Source organism: Streptomyces sp. NPDC007907 (assembly GCF_042959365.1).
GTDB classification, from domain to species: domain Bacteria; phylum Actinomycetota; class Actinomycetes; order Streptomycetales; family Streptomycetaceae; genus Streptomyces; species Streptomyces indiaensis.
Genome location: NZ_JBIBKR010000008.1, coordinates 395,221 through 412,553, shown reverse-complemented (window position 1 = coordinate 412,553; position 17,333 = coordinate 395,221). Strand labels below are relative to the sequence as shown.

Annotated in this window: 16 protein-coding genes and 1 pseudogene; 5 read left to right on the top strand and 12 right to left on the bottom strand. The window is 73.3% G+C overall.

Going from position 1 to position 17,333, the window contains the following annotated elements; genetic code table 11:
- Positions 1-98: 98 nt before the first annotated feature.
- From ACFZDI_RS31355 to ACFZDI_RS31340, 4 genes and pseudogenes are all read right to left on the bottom strand, one after another.
- Complete coding sequence (locus ACFZDI_RS31355) at positions 99-539, bottom strand: VOC family protein (RefSeq protein ID WP_234850378.1); 441 nt, start codon at positions 537-539, stop codon at positions 99-101.
- 107 nt (positions 540-646) lie between these two features.
- Positions 647-802 (bottom strand): annotated as a pseudogene (locus ACFZDI_RS31350) (hypothetical protein); the annotation flags it as partial.
- Positions 803-858: 56 nt separating this feature from the next.
- Positions 859-1,086, bottom strand: coding sequence for a DUF3253 domain-containing protein (locus tag ACFZDI_RS31345; RefSeq protein WP_391255270.1), 228 nt, complete (start codon positions 1,084-1,086; stop codon positions 859-861).
- A gap of 112 nt (positions 1,087-1,198) precedes the next feature.
- The gene (locus ACFZDI_RS31340) at positions 1,199-2,044 is read right to left on the bottom strand and encodes an erythromycin esterase family protein (RefSeq protein WP_391255148.1); all 846 of its coding nucleotides are present in this window, start codon (positions 2,042-2,044) and stop codon (positions 1,199-1,201) included.
- Positions 2,045-2,192: 148 nt separating this feature from the next.
- On the opposite strand from ACFZDI_RS31340, the gene ACFZDI_RS31335 reads away from it, so the two are divergent.
- Complete coding sequence (locus tag ACFZDI_RS31335; protein ID WP_391255145.1) at positions 2,193-3,470, top strand: sensor domain-containing protein; 1,278 nt, start codon at positions 2,193-2,195, stop codon at positions 3,468-3,470.
- Positions 3,458-4,126: a response regulator transcription factor gene (locus tag ACFZDI_RS31330; protein ID WP_234850384.1), complete on the top strand. Its 669-nt coding sequence runs from the start codon at positions 3,458-3,460 to the stop codon at positions 4,124-4,126. The genes ACFZDI_RS31335 and ACFZDI_RS31330 overlap by 13 nt, the downstream gene beginning before the upstream one ends.
- A gap of 226 nt (positions 4,127-4,352) precedes the next feature.
- On the opposite strand, the gene ACFZDI_RS31325 is transcribed toward ACFZDI_RS31330, so the two are convergent.
- From ACFZDI_RS31325 to ACFZDI_RS31310, 4 genes are all read right to left on the bottom strand, one after another.
- Complete coding sequence (locus ACFZDI_RS31325) at positions 4,353-5,522, bottom strand: glycosyltransferase (protein WP_391255143.1); 1,170 nt, start codon at positions 5,520-5,522, stop codon at positions 4,353-4,355.
- 30 nt (positions 5,523-5,552) lie between these two features.
- Entirely contained in the window at positions 5,553-5,732 is a 180-nt protein-coding gene (locus ACFZDI_RS31320; RefSeq protein WP_391255140.1) for a hypothetical protein, read from the bottom strand.
- Positions 5,733-6,005: 273 nt separating this feature from the next.
- Positions 6,006-7,214, bottom strand: coding sequence for a glycosyltransferase 87 family protein (locus ACFZDI_RS31315; protein WP_391255138.1), 1,209 nt, complete (start codon positions 7,212-7,214; stop codon positions 6,006-6,008).
- A 56-nt stretch (positions 7,215-7,270) separates the two neighbouring features.
- Entirely contained in the window at positions 7,271-8,137 is an 867-nt protein-coding gene (locus ACFZDI_RS31310; protein ID WP_391255135.1) for an ATP-binding cassette domain-containing protein, read from the bottom strand.
- 194 nt (positions 8,138-8,331) lie between these two features.
- On the opposite strand from ACFZDI_RS31310, the gene ACFZDI_RS31305 reads away from it, so the two are divergent.
- Complete coding sequence (locus ACFZDI_RS31305; protein WP_234849591.1) at positions 8,332-9,165, top strand: SDR family NAD(P)-dependent oxidoreductase; 834 nt, start codon at positions 8,332-8,334, stop codon at positions 9,163-9,165.
- Positions 9,166-9,207: 42 nt separating this feature from the next.
- Here ACFZDI_RS31305 and ACFZDI_RS31300 read toward each other — a convergent pair whose 3' ends face one another.
- From ACFZDI_RS31300 to ACFZDI_RS31290, 3 genes are all read right to left on the bottom strand, one after another.
- Positions 9,208-10,383, bottom strand: a complete 1,176-nt coding sequence (locus ACFZDI_RS31300) for an MAB_1171c family putative transporter (protein ID WP_391255131.1) — start codon at positions 10,381-10,383, stop codon at positions 9,208-9,210.
- The gene (locus ACFZDI_RS31295; protein ID WP_234849589.1) at positions 10,370-10,825 is read right to left on the bottom strand and encodes a regulator component; all 456 of its coding nucleotides are present in this window, start codon (positions 10,823-10,825) and stop codon (positions 10,370-10,372) included. The genes ACFZDI_RS31300 and ACFZDI_RS31295 overlap by 14 nt, the downstream gene beginning before the upstream one ends.
- A gap of 185 nt (positions 10,826-11,010) precedes the next feature.
- Entirely contained in the window at positions 11,011-11,463 is a 453-nt protein-coding gene (locus ACFZDI_RS31290; RefSeq protein ID WP_234849588.1) for a hypothetical protein, read from the bottom strand.
- A 586-nt stretch (positions 11,464-12,049) separates the two neighbouring features.
- Here ACFZDI_RS31290 and ACFZDI_RS31285 point away from each other — a divergent pair.
- A complete protein-coding gene (locus tag ACFZDI_RS31285) occupies positions 12,050-12,865 on the top strand; it encodes a helix-turn-helix domain-containing protein (RefSeq protein ID WP_391255126.1) in 816 nt (271 codons plus the stop codon).
- A 67-nt stretch (positions 12,866-12,932) separates the two neighbouring features.
- Here the strand turns inward: ACFZDI_RS31285 and ACFZDI_RS31280 are convergent, their stop codons facing one another.
- Entirely contained in the window at positions 12,933-16,172 is a 3,240-nt protein-coding gene (locus ACFZDI_RS31280) for a BTAD domain-containing putative transcriptional regulator (protein WP_391255123.1), read from the bottom strand.
- 250 nt (positions 16,173-16,422) lie between these two features.
- Here ACFZDI_RS31280 and ACFZDI_RS31275 point away from each other — a divergent pair, with 250 nt between their 5' ends.
- Positions 16,423-17,313, top strand: coding sequence for an NAD(P)-binding domain-containing protein (locus tag ACFZDI_RS31275; protein ID WP_391255120.1), 891 nt, complete (start codon positions 16,423-16,425; stop codon positions 17,311-17,313).
- Positions 17,314-17,333 lie beyond the last annotated feature (20 nt).

Sequence of the window (17,333 nt, the reverse complement as noted above, 5' to 3'; positions counted from 1 at the left end):
TGTGCCTGGGGCTGAGCGCACTCGGCTACGTCTGGTCCGGGTCGCTGTTCGCCCGCGACCCGAAGTAGCCCCCTCGGGGGCGCACTCCGGATCCTCGTTCAGCGCAGTTGCTCGGCCAGGCCGACGATGACGCCCTCCGGGCCGCGGACGTAGCAGAGCAGGTAGCTGTCCTCGAACCGGGCGATCCCGCCGAGGAGTTCGGCGCCGTGCGGGCGCAGGCGGGCAACGGTGTCCTCGATGTCGTCGACGGCGAACATGACACGGTGCGTGCCCAGGACGTTGTGCGGCCGGTTGCGTGGCCCCGCGGTGATCACCGCGGGGCTGCGGTACTTCGCCAGCTCGAGCCGGCTGTGACCGTCCGGCGTCCGGAGCATCGCGATGTCGCAGCGGACACCGTCGAGTCCGGTGCACCGGTCGGCGAAGGGGCCTTCGATCTCCGCCCTGCCCTCCAGCTCCATACCGAGTTCCACGAAGAACGCGACGGCGGCATCCAGGTCCTCGACGACGATTCCGACGTTGTCCATCCGCTGGATCGCCATGGTGGTCTCTCCTTCTTCCTCGTCCGGCCGGTGGTGGCCGGTGATGTGGGCCCTGCTCGAAGGGGCATGCCGGCGGGCGGCGCAGCAGGGGGCTGGATCTCGACGTGGGAGCCCATGATGACCGTGCGGTCGCGGGGGAGGCCGAAGTACTCGGCTGCGTCCACCGTGATGCAGGAGGTGGCGATGAACAGGCCTTTGCGCCAAGGGGCGATGGTCGGGGCGGGGCCACGGCGGAGGTCGATCTTCGACAGGAAGTAGGACACCTGGGCGATCGGCGTCCGGCTCGCCCGCCGAGACCGACTCGTCCGGAGCCGGGCTGCTACCGGCCCGGGCGGCGGATGCGGAGGGGGCCGCGGGCCTCGGTCCGAGTGACGGGCCGGCCGGCCCGGGTCACTTCGACCTGGCCTGCTTCCACCAGGCGCCACGCGGCCCGGCGGGTCGGTTCCAGCAGGGCGCGCCAGCCGTCGTCGTCGCCTTCGTAGGCCTCGCGTGCGGCGTCGGACGGACAGATCGAGGCAGTGGCCGCACGCCGGTCCAGCAGGTCCATGATGACCCGCTCCAGCCGCTGAGTGAGCTGCCGCTCGGTCTCCGCCACACCGTCCAGTGTCGCACCGTCGGTGTGGGGGCCGTGGTCGCTGCGGTCGGCCGCCCGGGGCACGTCAGCTCGGAGGTGACAGCAGACGGGCCGGCGCGACGCGGCGGAGGTAGAAGAAGACGTCGTGGGATGCCGCGGGGGCGATCCGGTGCGGGCGCTCCGGGTAGGACGTGCCGATGCTGCGGGTGGGCCGGGGCGTGTCCAGCCAGGTGCGCGCCGGGGCGGGGGAGGAGCGCAGGTCCAGGAAGTAGTCGCCGGGGCGCACCCGGTTCAGGAAGCGCTCGGTGCTGTTCGGCGACGGGGCACCCAGGGTGTGGACACGCGTCGTGCCGTCGGGGTCCGTCGCGTTGAAGGACCCCTCGCCGAACGTCGTGACGACGCTGACGTAGTCCGCGCCCAGCCGGTCCCGCAGGAACGCGCCCTGCATGCGGGGGTAGCGCGGGTCGGAGGTGCGGTAGGCGACGTGGCTGTTGTGCGCGGACAGCAGCACCTTGTCGCCCGTCCGGGCCGCCCACCAGGCGACGTTGTCCGCCATCAAGCCGTCCCGGTAACGCATGGACTGCCTCAGCTGCCCGGGATCGTCGAAGTCGAACGCGTAGCCGCGGGCGGTCCGGGCCAGTGCCCGTGCGTGCTGCACCGCCCAGGCGTGAGCGTCGTCCGTGCTCGACGCGGGAACCGGCCGTCGCGCGCGGAGGATCTTGCCGCTGTCGGGCCTGTCCAGGCCGGCCGCGCAGTTGAGCAGCGTCGTCTTGCCGGAGCCGGACGGCCCCATCACCGCGGTCAGCGCCCGCTGCGAGAAGCCCAGACTGACCTCACGCAGCACCGGGACAGGGCCCGTGGCGCCCGGGTAGCTCTTGGAGACGGCGGCCAGCTGGACGGCCGGCAGTTGGATGTCGGTGAGCAGAGACATGCTTCCAGTCCAGCAGCGCGCGCCGCCCGGGTCAGTGGAGCTGCAAGGAGTCCCGGGGGGTGGGTTTTCCCTACCATCCGCCGAGGCCACGGGCCCACTAGAGTGACCGGTGGACCCGCACGCGCACGGCCCCGGAGGGATACGCACGATGACCGTCGCCGTCTGGGAGGCCCTGCGGACCCGCCCCCTGCGTTTCGCTCTCACCCTCTGGCCGCTGCGGTGCTGGGCGTTCCTGCTGAGCGGCACCGTCGTGGGCTTCTTCGCCCTGCTCCTGCTGACGGTTCTGCTGTTCGTGGGAGTGGGACTGTCCGTGCTGGGCGTCGGGCTGCTCGTCCTCATGGGGGTCGCCGTGCTGGGCATCCCCGTCGCCACGCTGGAGCGGCGCCGGTTACGCCTCGTCGAACCGGAACCGCTCCTCGATCCCCACGGTTCGCTGCCCGGCACGGGCGCCTGGCCCTGGCTGCGCACCCGGCTGCGTGAGCGGGCCACCTGGCGGGAACTGGGCTACACCCTCGCCCTCGCTGTCGTCTTCACCGCCACGGGCATCGGCTTCGCCGCCCTGCTCGGCCTGTCGGTGCTGCTCACCGCGACACCGGTCATCGTGTGGGCGATCGCACCCGACACGGTGATGCTGGTGCCCGGCCGGCCGATCTCCGACCCCGTCGCGGCCCTGCCCGGCAGCGCCGCGGGCCTGTTCGGACTGCTTGTCTCCGCCTACGTGGGCGGACTCCTCACCGGGGCGCAGGTGTGGGTGGCCCAGTCCCTGCTGTCGGCGCGCGACGAGGACTTGAGCACCCGGGTCATCGAACTGACCCGCTCCCGTGCCCGGTTGGTCGACGCGTTCGAAGCGGAACGACTACGGATCGAACGCGATCTGCACGACGGCGCCCAGCAGCAACTCGTCGCGCTCAGCATGACGTTGGGACTGGCCGAACTGGAGCTGCGCGGCCAGGACTCACCGGCCACCGCGCTCATCGCCCGCGCCCGCGGCGAGGCCCGCCAGGCCCTGGACCAGCTGCGCTCCCTGGTGCGCGGCATCCACCCCCAGGTCCTCACCGACCACGGACTGCCGGCCGCCGTCGCCGAACTCGCCCTGCGCAACCCGATCCCGGTGACCGTCGACATACAGCTGCCGGACCGGTTGCCGACGGCGGTCGAGACGACGGCGTACTTCACGGTCACCGAGGCGCTGACGAACGCCTCCAAGCACAGCGGCGCCGACCAGGTCAGCGTCGTCGGCCACCTGCGCGACGACAAACTGGTCCTGCTCATCACCGACAACGGCCACGGCGGCGCGGACCCCGCGGCCGGAGCGGGTCTGCAAGGATTGGCGGACCGAGTGGCCATTCTGAAAGGGAGACTCGTCGTGACCAGTCCCGTCGGCGGACCCACACAACTGCGGGTGGAGGTGCCGTGCTCCGCGTAGTGCTCGCCGAGGACGCCGTCCTGCTGCGCGCCGGCCTGGTGGAGCTGCTGTCCCGCGTCGGACACGTGGTGACCGCCGCCGTCGGGGACGCCGTGGAACTGGCGCGCGCCGTGGACGCCGACCGGCCGGACGTGGTCATCACCGACGTGCGGATGCCGCCCGGTTTCCGCGACGAAGGGCTCAAGGCGGCGCTGGAGCTGCGCAGCCGGCACCCGGGACTGCCGGTCGTGGTGCTGTCGCAGTACGTCGCCACGGCCTACGCGACCCAGTTGTTCAGCGGCGGTTCGTCGGCCGAGGGAGGGCTCGGGTACCTGCTGAAGGACCGGGTCGGGGAGGTCACCGACTTCCTCGACGCGCTGGACCGCGTCGCCGGCGGGCAGACCGTGATCGACCCGGAGGTGGTGCGTGTGCTGCTGCAGCAGCGGACCGCCGACGAACCGCTGCAGCGGCTCACGCCCCGCGAGCGGGAGGTGCTGGCCCTCATGGCGGAGGGGCTCAACAACCAGGCGATCGCGCAGCGGCTCACCATCACGGAGGCGTCGGTGGTCAAGCACTCGAGCAACATCTTCATGAAGCTGGACCTCGACCCGGCCGAGGGCAACCGCCGCGTCCTCGCAGTCCTCGCCCACCTCCGCCGGGAAACCCCACAGTTCTGACGGGCACACCGAGGGACCGCCGCCCGGGGGAGCGCCGCATGTCTGAGGGGGTGCCGGGGGCCGCCGCCCGGGGAGTGCCGCATGTCTGAGGGGGTGCCGAGGGGTGCCGTCCGGGGGAGAGCCGGAGATCTGACGGGGCACCTTGGGGTGCCGACTGTCCGGAGGAGGCCCCCGCAGATCTGACCGGGGCATCGAGCGCCGCCGCCCGGGGAGAGCCGGGGCCGCGTCAGTCCTTCTTGTCGTCGCGGACCGACACCGCCGTCTCCAGGTCCGCGCCGGGGGAGAGCAGGCGGGTCAGGCGCTCCGCCGACGCTTCCCAGGACCACTGCGACGTCACCCACGCCCGGCCCGACTCGCTCATCGCCACGGCCCTCTCCGGGGCGCGCAGGATCCCGGTCACGGCGCGCGCCATGGCCGCCACGTCCGAGCCGTCCACGACCGTGGCCGTCACCCCGTCGACGACCGCGTCCGGCGCACCCCCCGAGTCCCCGGCGACCACGGGCAGCCCGCTGGCGGCCGCCTCCAGGAACACGATGCCCAGCCCCTCCGCCTCCAGCCCCGCCTTCCGCGTCCGGCAGGGCATGGCGAACACGTCCGCCGCCGCGTAGTACGGAGCCGTCGCCGCGTGGTCCAGCCCGCCGACGAACACCACGTGTCCGTCGGCGTGCCGGCGGGCGAGCCCGCGCAGCCGCTCCTCGTCCGGGCCGCTGCCCACGACGACCAGCACCGCCTCCGGCACGGCCCTCCGTATCGCGGGCAGCGCCCGTATCAGCATGTCCTGGCCCTTGCGCCGGACCAGCCGCGAGACGCACAGGACGACCTTGCGGCCCTCGATGCCGTGCCGCTGCCGGATCTGCCGGGCCCGACCGGGGACGGGCAGGAACTCCGCCGCGTCCACGCCCGGGACCAGCCGCACCAGCGCGGCCCGCGGCCCCAGCGCCGGCGCGATACGGCGCCGGGTGTACTCGCCGAGGTAGGTGACGGCGTCCACGTGGTCGCCGATGCGCCGCATGACCTGCCGGGCGCCCGGGGTGCGCGCCCACCAGATCTCGTGGCCGTGGGTCGTGGCGACCATGCGCCGTATCCCGCCGCGCCGCAGTGCCGGCGCCATCGCCGCGAGCGGGGCGGCGGCCCCGAACCAGGCCCGGTCGCAGCCGTGCCGCCGGGCGATCTCCAGTGTGTGGCGGGTCACCCGAGGGGTGGGCAGCAGCGTCCGGCTGCGGTCCCGGACGACCGGGAACGGCAGCGTCGCGTCGTACGCGGCGGCACCCGGCTCGTCGGACGTGTAGACGACCACGTCATGGCCGGGGACGCGGGTCGCCATGGCATGGACGAAGGTCTCGATGCCGCCCTGGCGGGGCGGGAAGTCGTTGGTGACGATCAGCGTGGTGCCCATGGATGGTCGCTGCCTTCGGAGAGGGGGTGGTCAGGCGGTGAAGAGGTAGTTGCGGCAGTCGTCGGTGACGTGCGTGACGGGGACCCGGCCCTCGCGCAGCGGGCGGTGAGGCTGGTATCCGAAGTCGCGCAGACGGCCCAGGACTTCGCCGGGCTCGACGCCGTACTTCGCCAGGTGCCGGCGTTCGATACCGGTCGCCCAGAGGGGCACGGCGCACGGTCACGTTGCTGGCGCCCAGCAGCCGCCCGGTGACGCGCAGCCGGCGGCAGGGGCCGGGCAGCGGCTCGACGCTGTGCACCCGGCCGGACGGCCCGGCCAGGGCGGCCGGCACCCAGGTGTACAGCCCGTACTCGGCTCCCGCGTCCACGCACACCGACCCCGCCGGCACGAACGCCCGCAGCACCGCCACCCCGTCCTCGACGAACGGGAACCGGTGCGCGCTCCACCGCAGGGCGGCCCCCACCGCCGCGGTACGCCGGGCCCTCACCGGGCACCCCGCGCGACGGGAAGCGGCACCGGGCGGGCGGGCCGGGAGGCGCGTACGACGAGGCCGTGGGCGGGCTCCTCGCGGCGGGCGCCGCCCACCAGCCGGGCGAGCACGCAGAGAGTGACCGGCAGGGCGAGGTACCCGTAGCGACCGGCCGGTGCGAGGAGGAACGCCACGCACAGACCGACGGCGAGCCGGTCGGCGGCCGACACGAGGTCGTGGGGCGGCCAAACCAGGAGGGACACGAAGACGGCCAGCCCGCCGGTCAGCAGGAGAGCGACCGCCGCGTACCAGCCGGCCGGACCGAGGTCGGCGAGCAACCGGCCCGGCAGCGGACTGGCCGCCGGCGTCTCGAACGGCCCGCGGCCGGTCGGGAAGGCGAACACCTGCTGCACCAGCGGCCCGGGTGACAGCAGCATGCTCGGCAGAACCAGCAGGACCGTACCGCCCACCGCCACGGCCGCCCCGCGCACGGCCTCCCGGAGCCCCTCGTGGTGCGCGAGCAGCGCCACGGCGACCGCGACGGCGGGCCACGCCGTCCACTTGAGGGAACAGGCGAAGGCGAGCGCCAGCCCGGCGGCCACCGGCCGCCGCCGCGCCGCGTACACCAGCGCCAGGAACAGCAGGCCGGTCAGCGGCAGGTCCACGCCGCTGACGCAGAGCGCGAGCGCCACGGCCGGCGAGGCGACGAACGCCCCGAGGGCGTAGCCGTTCGCCGCGCCGCCGACGACAGGCGAGGGACCGTCCGCCCGGCGCCGGATCGCACGCCGGGCCGCCCGCAGACAGCAGAGGAACGCCACGGCGCACCACAGCCGGGCGTCGCCCAGCAGCCCGGTCAGGGGACCACCCCCGCCCAGCACCGCGCTCGGCAACCCGAACACGGCCATGCCGGGCAGGTACGGGGTGACCTCGCCCACCGTGCCGGGATCCGCCAGATAGGGCGTGGCCTGACGCAGCGTCAGCAGACCGGAGCGCTCGACCACTGCGACCTCGCTCTGTGCCGTGCCGGTCAGCACCAGGAGCGCGAAGGGCACGACGACGGCACCGACGAGGGCCGGCCACACCGAGACGGCGGGACCGCGCCGGCGCGAGAACAGGGCGGCGACCGCCGCGCAGAGGTAGCCCAGGCAGGCGCACATGCCCCACACCCGGTGCGGCTCGGGCGCCGTGGTGACCGGGAAGACGACGGCCCACCCGGCTGCCACCAGCCAGCCGCCGCACCACAAAGCCCGGTTGTCCCAGCGAAGTTGAGCCCGTCGAATCAGCACCCGTCCATTGCATCGTCGGCGTCGGGGCAGGTCATGACGGTCAGGTCGAGACCTTGAGGTCGGGTTTCCCCCACCATCGCGCGACCGGCGGCACGGGTCACGGGGCCGGGGGCGTCGGCCTGCGTCGGCTGCCGCCGGGCGAGTTCCGCGGTGACCTCGTCGGCCGTCGGATGGTCGAGCTTGCCGGCCACACGGCCGGCGACGAGAAAGACGGTCCGGTCCGCGCGGGCCGCCGCCTGCGGATCGCTTGTGCCCATGACGACGGTACGCCCGGCCCGCTCCACCAGGGCGCGCAGCACGTCCATGACCCGGCGCGCACCGGCGGGGTCGAGCGAGTCCGTCGGTTCGTCGATGAACAGGATCCGGGGGCTCGCCACCAGGGTCGCGGCGACGGCGACCCGCTTCCGCCGTTCGGCGGAGAGCCCGTCCACGCTCCGCCCGGCCGCCTCCTCCAGACCGACCTGGCACAGCGCGTCCATGGCGGCCGCCCGCCGGGACCTGCGGCCGGTGGCTCGTGCCGTCCGCGCCACGGTCCGGTACACGGTGAGTCCCGGAAGCAACTCGGGCCGCCTCGGGACGAACAGACCCCGAAGCTCCGTGAGCTCCCGGTCGTCCATGGCGTCCAGCTCCCGGAATCCCCTGAACACCTTGCCCCCGTCGGGCCGTTCCAGACCCGAGGCACACCGCAGGAGCGTGCTCTTGCCCGCACCGGAGGGACCCACGACCGCGGTCAGGGTGCGCTCCGGGAAGCCGACACTGGCCTCGTGGAGGGCCGGACCACCGCCGGCGGCGGCGCGGTGGCCGACGGAGACCCTGACCAACTGGACCACGGGTAGACGGACATCGGTGATCAGCGACATGTCGGCAGCCCCCGTCGAGGTCGGGATCGGAAGCTCTCAGTGCAGCAGGGGCGCGGGGGACGGGGCAGTGGACCTGACAGGAGAGTCGGAGGGTGGGTTTCCCCCACCCCCCTCATGTCTCAAAGTCATCAGCGCTGAATCAGCGGGTCCTAGGCTCGGACACGTCATTGATCGCGAAGGAGCCGAAACAGACTATGACTGACAAGCGAGTTGTTGTCGTGACCGGCGGTGGTTCGGGCATCGGGGAGGCCACGGCCCGGCTGTTGTGCGAAGCCGGTCACCAGGTGGTCGTCTCGGGCCGGCGGACCGAGCCGCTGCGACGTCTCGAGCGGGAGACCGGGGCGCTCGCGCACCCCTGCGACGTACGGGACCCCGAGGCCGCGGACAGCCTGGTCCAGGCGGCCCTGACCGCCTACGGACGACTCGACGGACTCGTGCTCAACGCGGGCATCGGGCGCGGCGGGGCCGTGGGCGACCTGTCGCTGGAGGACTGGGACGAGGTGATGCGCACCAACGTCACCGGTCCGCTGCTGCTCCTGCGCGCGGCGATCCCGCACCTGCTGGAGGCGAGAGGGGCGGTGGTGGCCGTCGCCTCGGTGTCCGCCCTGCGCAACGGTACGAGCAACGCCCCCTACGCCACGTCCAAGGCGGCCCTGCTCCAGCTGTGCCGTTCCGTCGCCGTCGACTACGGGCGCCGGGGAGTGCGGGCCAACATCGTGTGCCCGAGCTGGGTGCGGAGCGAGATGGCCGACCGCCGCATGGCGCGCTTCGCCGAGGAGGCGGACCTGCGGGGGGAGGGCGTGGACGGCGCCTACGCGGAGGTGACCGGACTCCTTCCCCTGGGTCGCCCGGGGGAGCCGCGTGAGGTCGCGGAGACCATCAGCTGGCTGCTGTCCCCGGCGGCGTCCTATGTGAACGGTGCCGTGCTCACCGTCGACGGCGGGGCGACGGCCCTGGACCCCGGGACGCTGGCGTTCGACTTCCATGTCGCGCCCCGCCACGACGAGGTGCCCGGCGCTCCTCGCTGAGGAGCGCCGGGCCCGTGACCGACCGCCCCTGCCCCTGTCGTGCTACTCGCGGTGGGCCGGGGCCGCCGCGTCGACGGGCCGGTCGTCGCAGGGCAGCGCATCCGTCATGGACGGCCACATCCGGGCGATCCCCAGCAGCGTCGCGGAGCTGCCGTGCACCACTCCGGGCAGGGGATGGGGGACGGACGGGGGCGCACCGACGAGTTTGGCCCGGCGGGCCTGCCCGAGGGTCCCGGCGAGCGCGGCGGCGGCCAGACGCCGGTCCGGCACCCCGGCTCGCCGGGCATGCCGGTGCGCCTCTTCGTAGGCACCGGGGCGGACGTACTGCTGCAGGTCGAGGAACGCGTCGTAGGTCTCGATCGTCTGCCGGTGGGCCTGCAGGGCGAGTGGCGAACGCGGTCGCAGTACCTCCCTCAGCCTGGTCCGCTGGGGGCTGGCGAGCGCCACCTGCGGCACCGCCAGCACGAGATCGCGCCACAGTGGCCACAGGCGCCAGGTGACCCGCAGGGCGGTCCACGACCGGACCAGGGCGGTCACGGTCGGGACCAGCAGCGATGCCGCCCTGATGCAGCCGTGCACGCCGATGACCAGGGACAGGTAGGGGAGCATCGCGGAGGTGCCGCCGTACAGGTGCCAGAGATAGCCGCACCAGAAGACGAGCGCGAGGACGCTTCCCACCGCGAACAGCCGCAGCGACCACACGAGATCGCGGTCCTCGGTACGCAGGCTGTACCGCCAGCACACCACCAGGGCGACGGCGTCACCGACCAGGTGGGCGACGATGAGGAGCAGCCAGTAGGAGAACGCCGGGTCGGCCGGCCCCTGCACGGACGTGACGCTCTCGCCCGGGTGCTGCGTTTGCAGCAGGTCCAGGACGACCAGTGTGCCCATGACCGCCAGCAGTCCCGCCGTCACGGTGACGCACAGGCGCCGGGCCCGGGTCGGATCGACCATGAACAGAAGGACCAGTCCGGCGCTGAGGACGCCGATCAGGTTCCGGGTGAGGGCGACGGTGTGGAGGTTCACGAAGCCGTCCGTGAGCCGGCCGACGATCCGGGGCTGGAAGAGGGTGATGGCGACGGCCGCGGCCAGGACCGCGAGCCACAGCCCGCGTTGGCGCGGCTGGCGCAGCGCCGGCCGCGCACGGACGACGAGGGCGAACCACATGGTGACGATGCTGCAGAGCCCGACCTGACCCGCCAGCTCAGGTACCGACATCGTCCGTCACTCCCAGGAACGCGCCGAGCCGGCCGAGGGAGCCGGACACCCGGCCGGTCGTCCCGGCGCTCTGTATCAGGCTGGCGATCATTTCCGCTTCTTGTTCCTCGGCCGTCGTGTAACTGGTCCGGGCCATCAGCCGCTTGACGAGACGAGGCTCCAGACCGCTGAGGAGCCCGTCCGTCAGCTCGTCGCCGCGCAGGGTGATGCCCCGGTGGTGATCGCACAGGACGTGGCCGATCTCGTGCAGGATGATGTGTTCCCGGTGGAGCGGCGCGGTCCTGGCCTCGTAGAAGACGTAGTCGGCGTCGTCCGTCCCCAGCCAGAGGCCGCAGGCTCCGGCGACCGCCGCCTGCTCGGGCAGTTCCTTCAGAACGAGCGGGCGGCCTCTGAGCTCCTCCACCCGCTCCCGGATCGCGTCCAGGGACAGTGACCGCTGCACCCCGAGATCACGCAGGATCGCCGCACACTTCCGCTGTAATTTCGCATACTCGCCCGTTCTTCTCACCTGCTGTCACCCCCGTCCCCGGACGGCAGGAACGCGAAAGGCGGCTGAGCGCGTGCATGAGCGGGCTTGGTCCGTCCGGCTCTCACGGGTCGTCGCTGCCCCGACCTTCCGCATGGTTCCTATCGGCCGGGACGCTGTTGTCTTCCTGTGGAATCGGACTCGTCGGACATCGCGTTCACGAGCGCGAGCAGGGCGTCGAGTCCTGCCTCGGACAGACCGTCGGCCCGGAAGGCCAGTGTCCGGACCTTGCTGTTCCCCAGGGCGACGGCGAACTCCATCTGGCGCCGCACCCTCTCGGACACCTCCTCGTCGGTGAAGTAGTCCGGTGTGACGCCGAAATGCTCCGCCAGTACGCGAAGGTGGTCGCGGGTCACGTTCCGCTTCCGTCCCGTCGCCAGCTCCCAGAGGTAGGTGGCCGAGAACGTCCGCCCGGTGCTCTGCCGGATCTCCTCCGCGATCTTGCTGTAGGGAGGACGGTTGCCCCGGTAGTAGGCGTTGACGATGTCTTCGAGCCGCCGGGCCAGGGAGGACGGGCCTGTCATGTCGGTGTCGCCGCTGCTGCTGGTGGCCAAGTCTCCCACTCCCGGGCGCGATATCACGTCTGAGTCCAGCGGACAGGATAGGACACACAACTTACGCAGCGGACCGCCGCCTTGCACGCCCCCTCCGGTCGCCCGGCCGCCTTTGGCTCAAAACTGCCCTGCGTCGGGGGCGGGGGAGGGGCGGTCCGAAGGGCGGACGGAGAGCCGTAGGGCACGGCCCAGCGGATCAGTTGACACCCTCTCATCCGCTGAGTACGGTCCCCGAGTGCTTGCGTCGGCCGTGGCGTACGGGTGTCCGATCGGGTCCTCCCTGACTCCGCCGACGGTGTCGGGCCAGGACAGCACCAGGGGGAAGCACGGGGATGACATCCGTACCGGAGGCGGCGGAATCCGATCCAGATCCGGAACCGTCACACAGCGGAGCCGGCGCCGCACCGGCACTTGGCCGACCGGGCGGATCCGGCGGACCTGACGCGGCCGCTCCGCCACCTCGCCACACGCCCGGAAGTCCCGGGGCGCTCCGCCGTGCCCGGCCACCGGCAGCGCTCGGTCACCCGCGGACCCGCATGACGCACGACAGCACCAGCCGAGTTGAGGAGACAGCGCAGTGGTCTGCATGCATCTCACGGTGGAAGACCTTTCCCGCATCCGCTTCGTCGGCTCCCTCGGACTGGATCTCGAAGCCCGGTTCGCCGAACTCAGATACGCGGACGCGCGACCGGACGCGTTCGCCGACTGGCGCATGAAGGTGCGCAGACGGCTGCGCCACGCGAGCACGCCGGGCCCGCCCGGCACGGGCGTCCCGCGGCGCGCGCCGGGAGCGGCGCCCCACGCCGACACCCGCCGGTTCGGCTCGGTGGCCGTGCTGCCTTTCTGGGGTCGCATTCGGACCTACCTGGAAGAGGAACGTGAGGCGCGCGGCCGCGCCGTTCTCTCCGGCGGTGTGGAAAGCATCCTCAACGAACTGCACCCCTCCATCAGCTGGCACTCGCCCCTGCTGCGCGTCGACAACGAGCAGGAGGGCCAGAGGGCGGATCCGCTGGGAGAGGGCCTGGTCATCGCCCCGTCGCTGTTCGCCCCCGGGCCGACGGTCCTCGACGCGGAGACGGGCGGGCAGGGTGCGCCCGTCCTCGTCTACAACGTCACGCCCAGCTCCGACACCGCCGCCGGACTCTGGCAGCAGCAGGAGGAGGACCGGTCCGCCGCTCTCAGCGACCTCCTCGGGCACACCCGCGCGAACGTCCTCGAGTCCTTACGGTCCCCGGTGTCCATCAGCGAGATATCCCGCCGTCTCGACCTCTCCCACCCCTCGGTCAGCAGACATCTGGGTGTCCTGCGCCGGTCCGGGATGGTCGCGGCCGAGCGCCGGGACAATCTGACCCTGCACCGCCTGACCCATCTCGGCGAGGCGGTCCTCGGCCGGAAGGACTGACCGGCCCGGCCGTGAACCGAGCCGCCCCCCGCGGGGCCGGGAGGGGCAACCCCCCGAGAGGCCCGGCTCACGGCGTTTGCGTGTGCATCTCCGCCGCGGCTTCCGTCTCATGGGCGCGTCGGGTGCCGGCGGTGAACTCGTCCCGGTACCTCTCCTCGTCCAGCGTGGCGCGCAGGCCGGCCGCGATGCGCTCCACGTCGCCCCGTTCCGCCGGGGGGTGCGGGGCGCCCGCCCGTTCCCGGGCCGCCGCGGCCGTTCCGAGGAGGCGGGCCGCCCGTTCCGGGGCGCCGGCCAGACCGTACGCACCGGCCAGGCCTTCGAGTGCGAGGGCGACCGAGCGGGGGTCGCCGGTCGTCGCGGCGGCCGCCAGGCCGTCCCGGTGGTGGGCCAGGGCCCGCTCCGCGTCGCCGCGTTGCTCGGCGACGAAGCCCAGCTCGGCCAGGACCAGCGCGAGGCCGGGACCGTCGCCGCGGCGGCGGTTCCAGGCGAGCCAGGGACGCAGCCACTCCTCGGCGTCCTCGAGACGACCCCGACGGCGGGCGCCCAGGGCCAGGCCCAGCGCGGCGAACTGCTCGGCCGGCCGGTTGCCCTGCTCCACCGCGATCCGCAGGGCGCGTGTGTGCAGGTCGTCGGCCTCGTCGTAGTGCCGGGTGAGCAGGGCGATTCTGCCGAGACCGGAGAGCTTCGCGGACATCTCCGGCCATGTCTCCAGCGCCTGGGTGATCCGCAGGCTCTCCCGGTGCAGCCCGGCCGCCCGGTCGTAGTCGCCGTTGATCTCGGCGAGTCGGCCGAGCAGGTCGGCCGTCCTCAACCGGCCCCACGGGTCGCCCAGTTCAGTGAAGCGGGCCTCAGCCTCCTCGGCGTTCTCGCGCAGCGACTCCAGGTCTCCGCGGGCCAGCGCGAAGCAGGCGCGCGTGGTCAGCGCGGCAGCCGTGCCCCAGGCGTCCCGCAGAGCGCGGAAGCTGAGCAGGACACCTTCCACCCGCTGCTCGCCCTCCGCCAGCGCCCCCACCGTCCACTGCGCGTGCGCCAGGAACCACTCGGCCCTGACCGGCTCCGGGGTGACATCGGCCGGGTGGTCCTGAGGGGTGTCTCGCGCCGGGGCGTGCTCACCGAGCAGCAGACGGATGCCCGCGTACCAGAACGCCGCCGCCGCGCGTTCCCCGGGCGCCGCCTCACCGGGTGTGTCGAGGGCCGTCGCCAGCGCCCTGCGGGCCTCGCCCAGCCGGCCACGCACGTACCAGTACCAGGCCAGCGAGTCGACCAGGCGCAGTGCCTCCCGCGCCGCTCCCGAGCGGGCGGCTTCGGCCAGCGCGCGCCGCACGTTCGCCGCCTCCGCGTCCAGGATCCGCCACCAGCCGGACTGCTCCCGCCCGTGCAGATGCGGACGGGCCCGCTCGGCGAGGGCCACGCAGTGGCGCAGGTGGCGGGCTGCCGTCCCGGCGCGCTCACCTGACTCGTCGAGCCTCACACGTGCGTACACCGCGACGGACTCGGGCAGCCGGTAGCGCGGCCCCTGGGGCCCCTCGACGCGCACCACCAGGGAGCGTTCCACGAGCAGGCTCAGCGCGTCGACGACGTCGGCCGAGGCCAGACCGCCGCCCGAGCACACCTCCTCGGCGGCCCGCAGGCCGCACCCCTCGCCGAACACCGACAGCCTGCGCAGCACGGCCCGCTCACGCTCGTCGAGCAGGCTCCAGCTCCAGTCGAGGGTGGCCTGCAGCGTCCGGTGACGTGCGGGGGCGTCCCGGTAACCGCTGGTGAGCACCTGGAACCGGTCGTCGAGCCGGTCGTGCAGTTCCCCGATCCCGAGCGACCGCACCCGGGTCGCGGCCAGTTCCAGGGCGAGCGGGATGCCGTCGAGGCGCCGGCACACGGCGGCGACCAGAGGGGCGGTTGCGGTGTCGAGCACGAACCCCGGGTCCGCCGCCCGGGTCCTGTCCATGAACAGCCTCACGGCGCCCGCGCTCGTCACCGCGTCGAGGTCCGGCCGGCCCTCCGGGGGCAACGACAGGGGCGCCACCGGGTACACCGTCTCGTCCCGGACACGCAGGGGCTCCTGACTGGTCGTCAGGATGCGCAGCCGAGGGGCCCGCCCCAGCAGCGGTCCGGCCAGCCGTGCGACGGCGTCCACGACATGCTCGCAGTTGTCCAGCACCAGCAGCAGCCGACGGCCGGCCAGCGCGTGCGCCAGCCGGTCCGCCGGTCCCTCGGCACCGTCGTCCGCGGCGTTCTCCCGGATGCCCAGTGCCGCCATCAGCCGCTCGGCCAGCGCCTCCGGCCCGGCGAACCGCTCCAGACCTCCGGCGTCGGCCAGCTCCACCACGCGGACGCCGTCGCCTAGGTCGTCCGCCGGACGCGCCGCTGCGGCCCGGGCGAGGCGGGTCTTGCCGACGCCTCCCGGACCGGTGAGCGTCACCAGGCGGTGCCGTGCGAGCAGGGCCCGGACCGCCCGGACGTCCTGCTCACGGCCTACCAGGGGCGTCGCCGAACCGGCCGGATCCGGCTCCGCCCGCCGTCCTGCCGTCCCGGACGGCGCCGGCTGCCCGGGCCGGGCCAGGGCCGGGTCGTGGCGCAGGATGGCCTGGTGCAGGGCCGCCAGCGACGGCCCGGGGACCAGGCCCAGCTCCTCGTCGAGCCGGCGCCGCAGGTCGGTGAAGCAGTCCAGCGCGTCGGAGGTACGCCCCGTCCGGTACAGCGCCCGCATCAGCGCGCCCCGCAGCCCCTCGCGCAGGGGATGCCGCTCCACCAGCGCCGTCAACTCGCCCACGAGCAGGTTGTGTTCGCCCAACTCCAGGCGCAGGCCGGCGTGTTCCTCCAGCGCCGTCAGGCGCTCCTCCTCCAGCCCCGCCGCCGTCGGCCGCACCGACTGCCGGTCCGCGAACTCGGCGAAGGCCGGGCCGCGCCACAGCGCCAGCGCCTCGCCGTACAGCGCCACCCGTTCCGCCGGGGCCCCGGCGGAACGGGCCCGTGCGACCAGTGCGCGGAAGCGCCCGGCGTCGAGAGCGCGGGCCGGGACCTCCAGGACGTATCCGGGTGCCCGGTGCGCGACCAGGGCGCGGCCACCCGCCTCCGCGTCCTCCAAGGCGCGCCGCAACTGGGACACTTTGGCCTGGAGCGACGCCGTCGGCCGTGCCGTGAACGCCGAGCCGCCCCACAGGTCCTCGACGAGCCGTGCCGCCGGGACGACCTGTCCGTGGCGGGCGAGCAGAGCGGCGAGGAGCAGGCGCACCTTGGCTTCGGGAACCCGTACGCCACGACCGCCGTCCGTACGCACCTCCAGCGGCCCCAGCACCCCGAATTCCATGATCTCAGCGTAACCGGGTGACGACCGGCGCCACCGGCGGCGAAGCGGGCCCGGCAACCGGCCGCCAACGCCCTTCCGCGGACCTGCCCGAGGCGAGCCCGAAGCGTTTCCGAAGCGGTCCGAAGCGGGTCCGAAGGGGCCTTTGCCAGGGTTCCCCGAGGGATGCGCGAACCGCCTTTCCCCGCCCGGCGCGTGTTCCCGCGTGCCGGTGCTCGTACAGCACGGAACTGCGTACTGGAGGAACAGATCCATGGGTGACAACCACACCTCGGTGTCGGTGCTCGGCCTCGGCCTCATGGGGCAGGCCCTGGCCGCCGCCTTCCTGAGAGCGGGTCATGCCACCACCGTGTGGAACCGCTCGGCGGGCAAGGCCGACGCACTCGTCGCGGACGGCGCGGTCCTCGCCGCGAACCCCGCCGACGCCGTGGCCGCGAGCGGCCTCGTGGTCGTGTGTGTGTCGACGTACGACGTGGTGCACGACGTTCTCGGCCCGCTGGGCGACGCCCTGCGCGGCAAGACCGTCGTCAACCTGACCACGGGGTCCTCCGAGCAGGCCCGGCAGGCCGCGGCGTGGGCCGAGAAGAACGGCGCGCGGTACCTCGACGGCGCCATCATGATCACGCCGCCCGGCATCGGCGCCCCGGCCTCCGTCCTCTTCTACGCCGGTGAGCAGGCCGTCTTCGACACCCATGAGCCCGTGCTCAGGCTCCTCGGCGGCGGCACCACCTACCTCGGCACCGACCACGGCAAGCCCGCCCTGTTCGACGTGTCGCTGCTCGGCCTGATGTGGGGAGCCCTGAACAGCTTCCTGCACGGCGTCGCCATCGTGGAGACCGGCGGCGTCAAGGCCCAGGAGTTCCTGCCCTGGGCGCACATGTGGCTCGACGCCATCAAGATGTTCACGGCCGACTACGCCGCGCAGATCGACGCCGGCGACGAGAGGTTCCCGGCCAACGACGCCACCCTGGCGACGCACCTGGGCGCGCTCGAACACCTCGTCGAGGAAAGCGAGGCGCTCGGCGTCGACAGCCAACTGCCCAGGTATTCCAAGGCGTTGATGGAGGGTGTGATCGCGCAGGGGCACGCCGAGAACAGCTACGCCAGTGTCGTGAAGGCATACCGCCGGCCTATGGCGTCGTAATCGCGCCGATTTTGCCCACG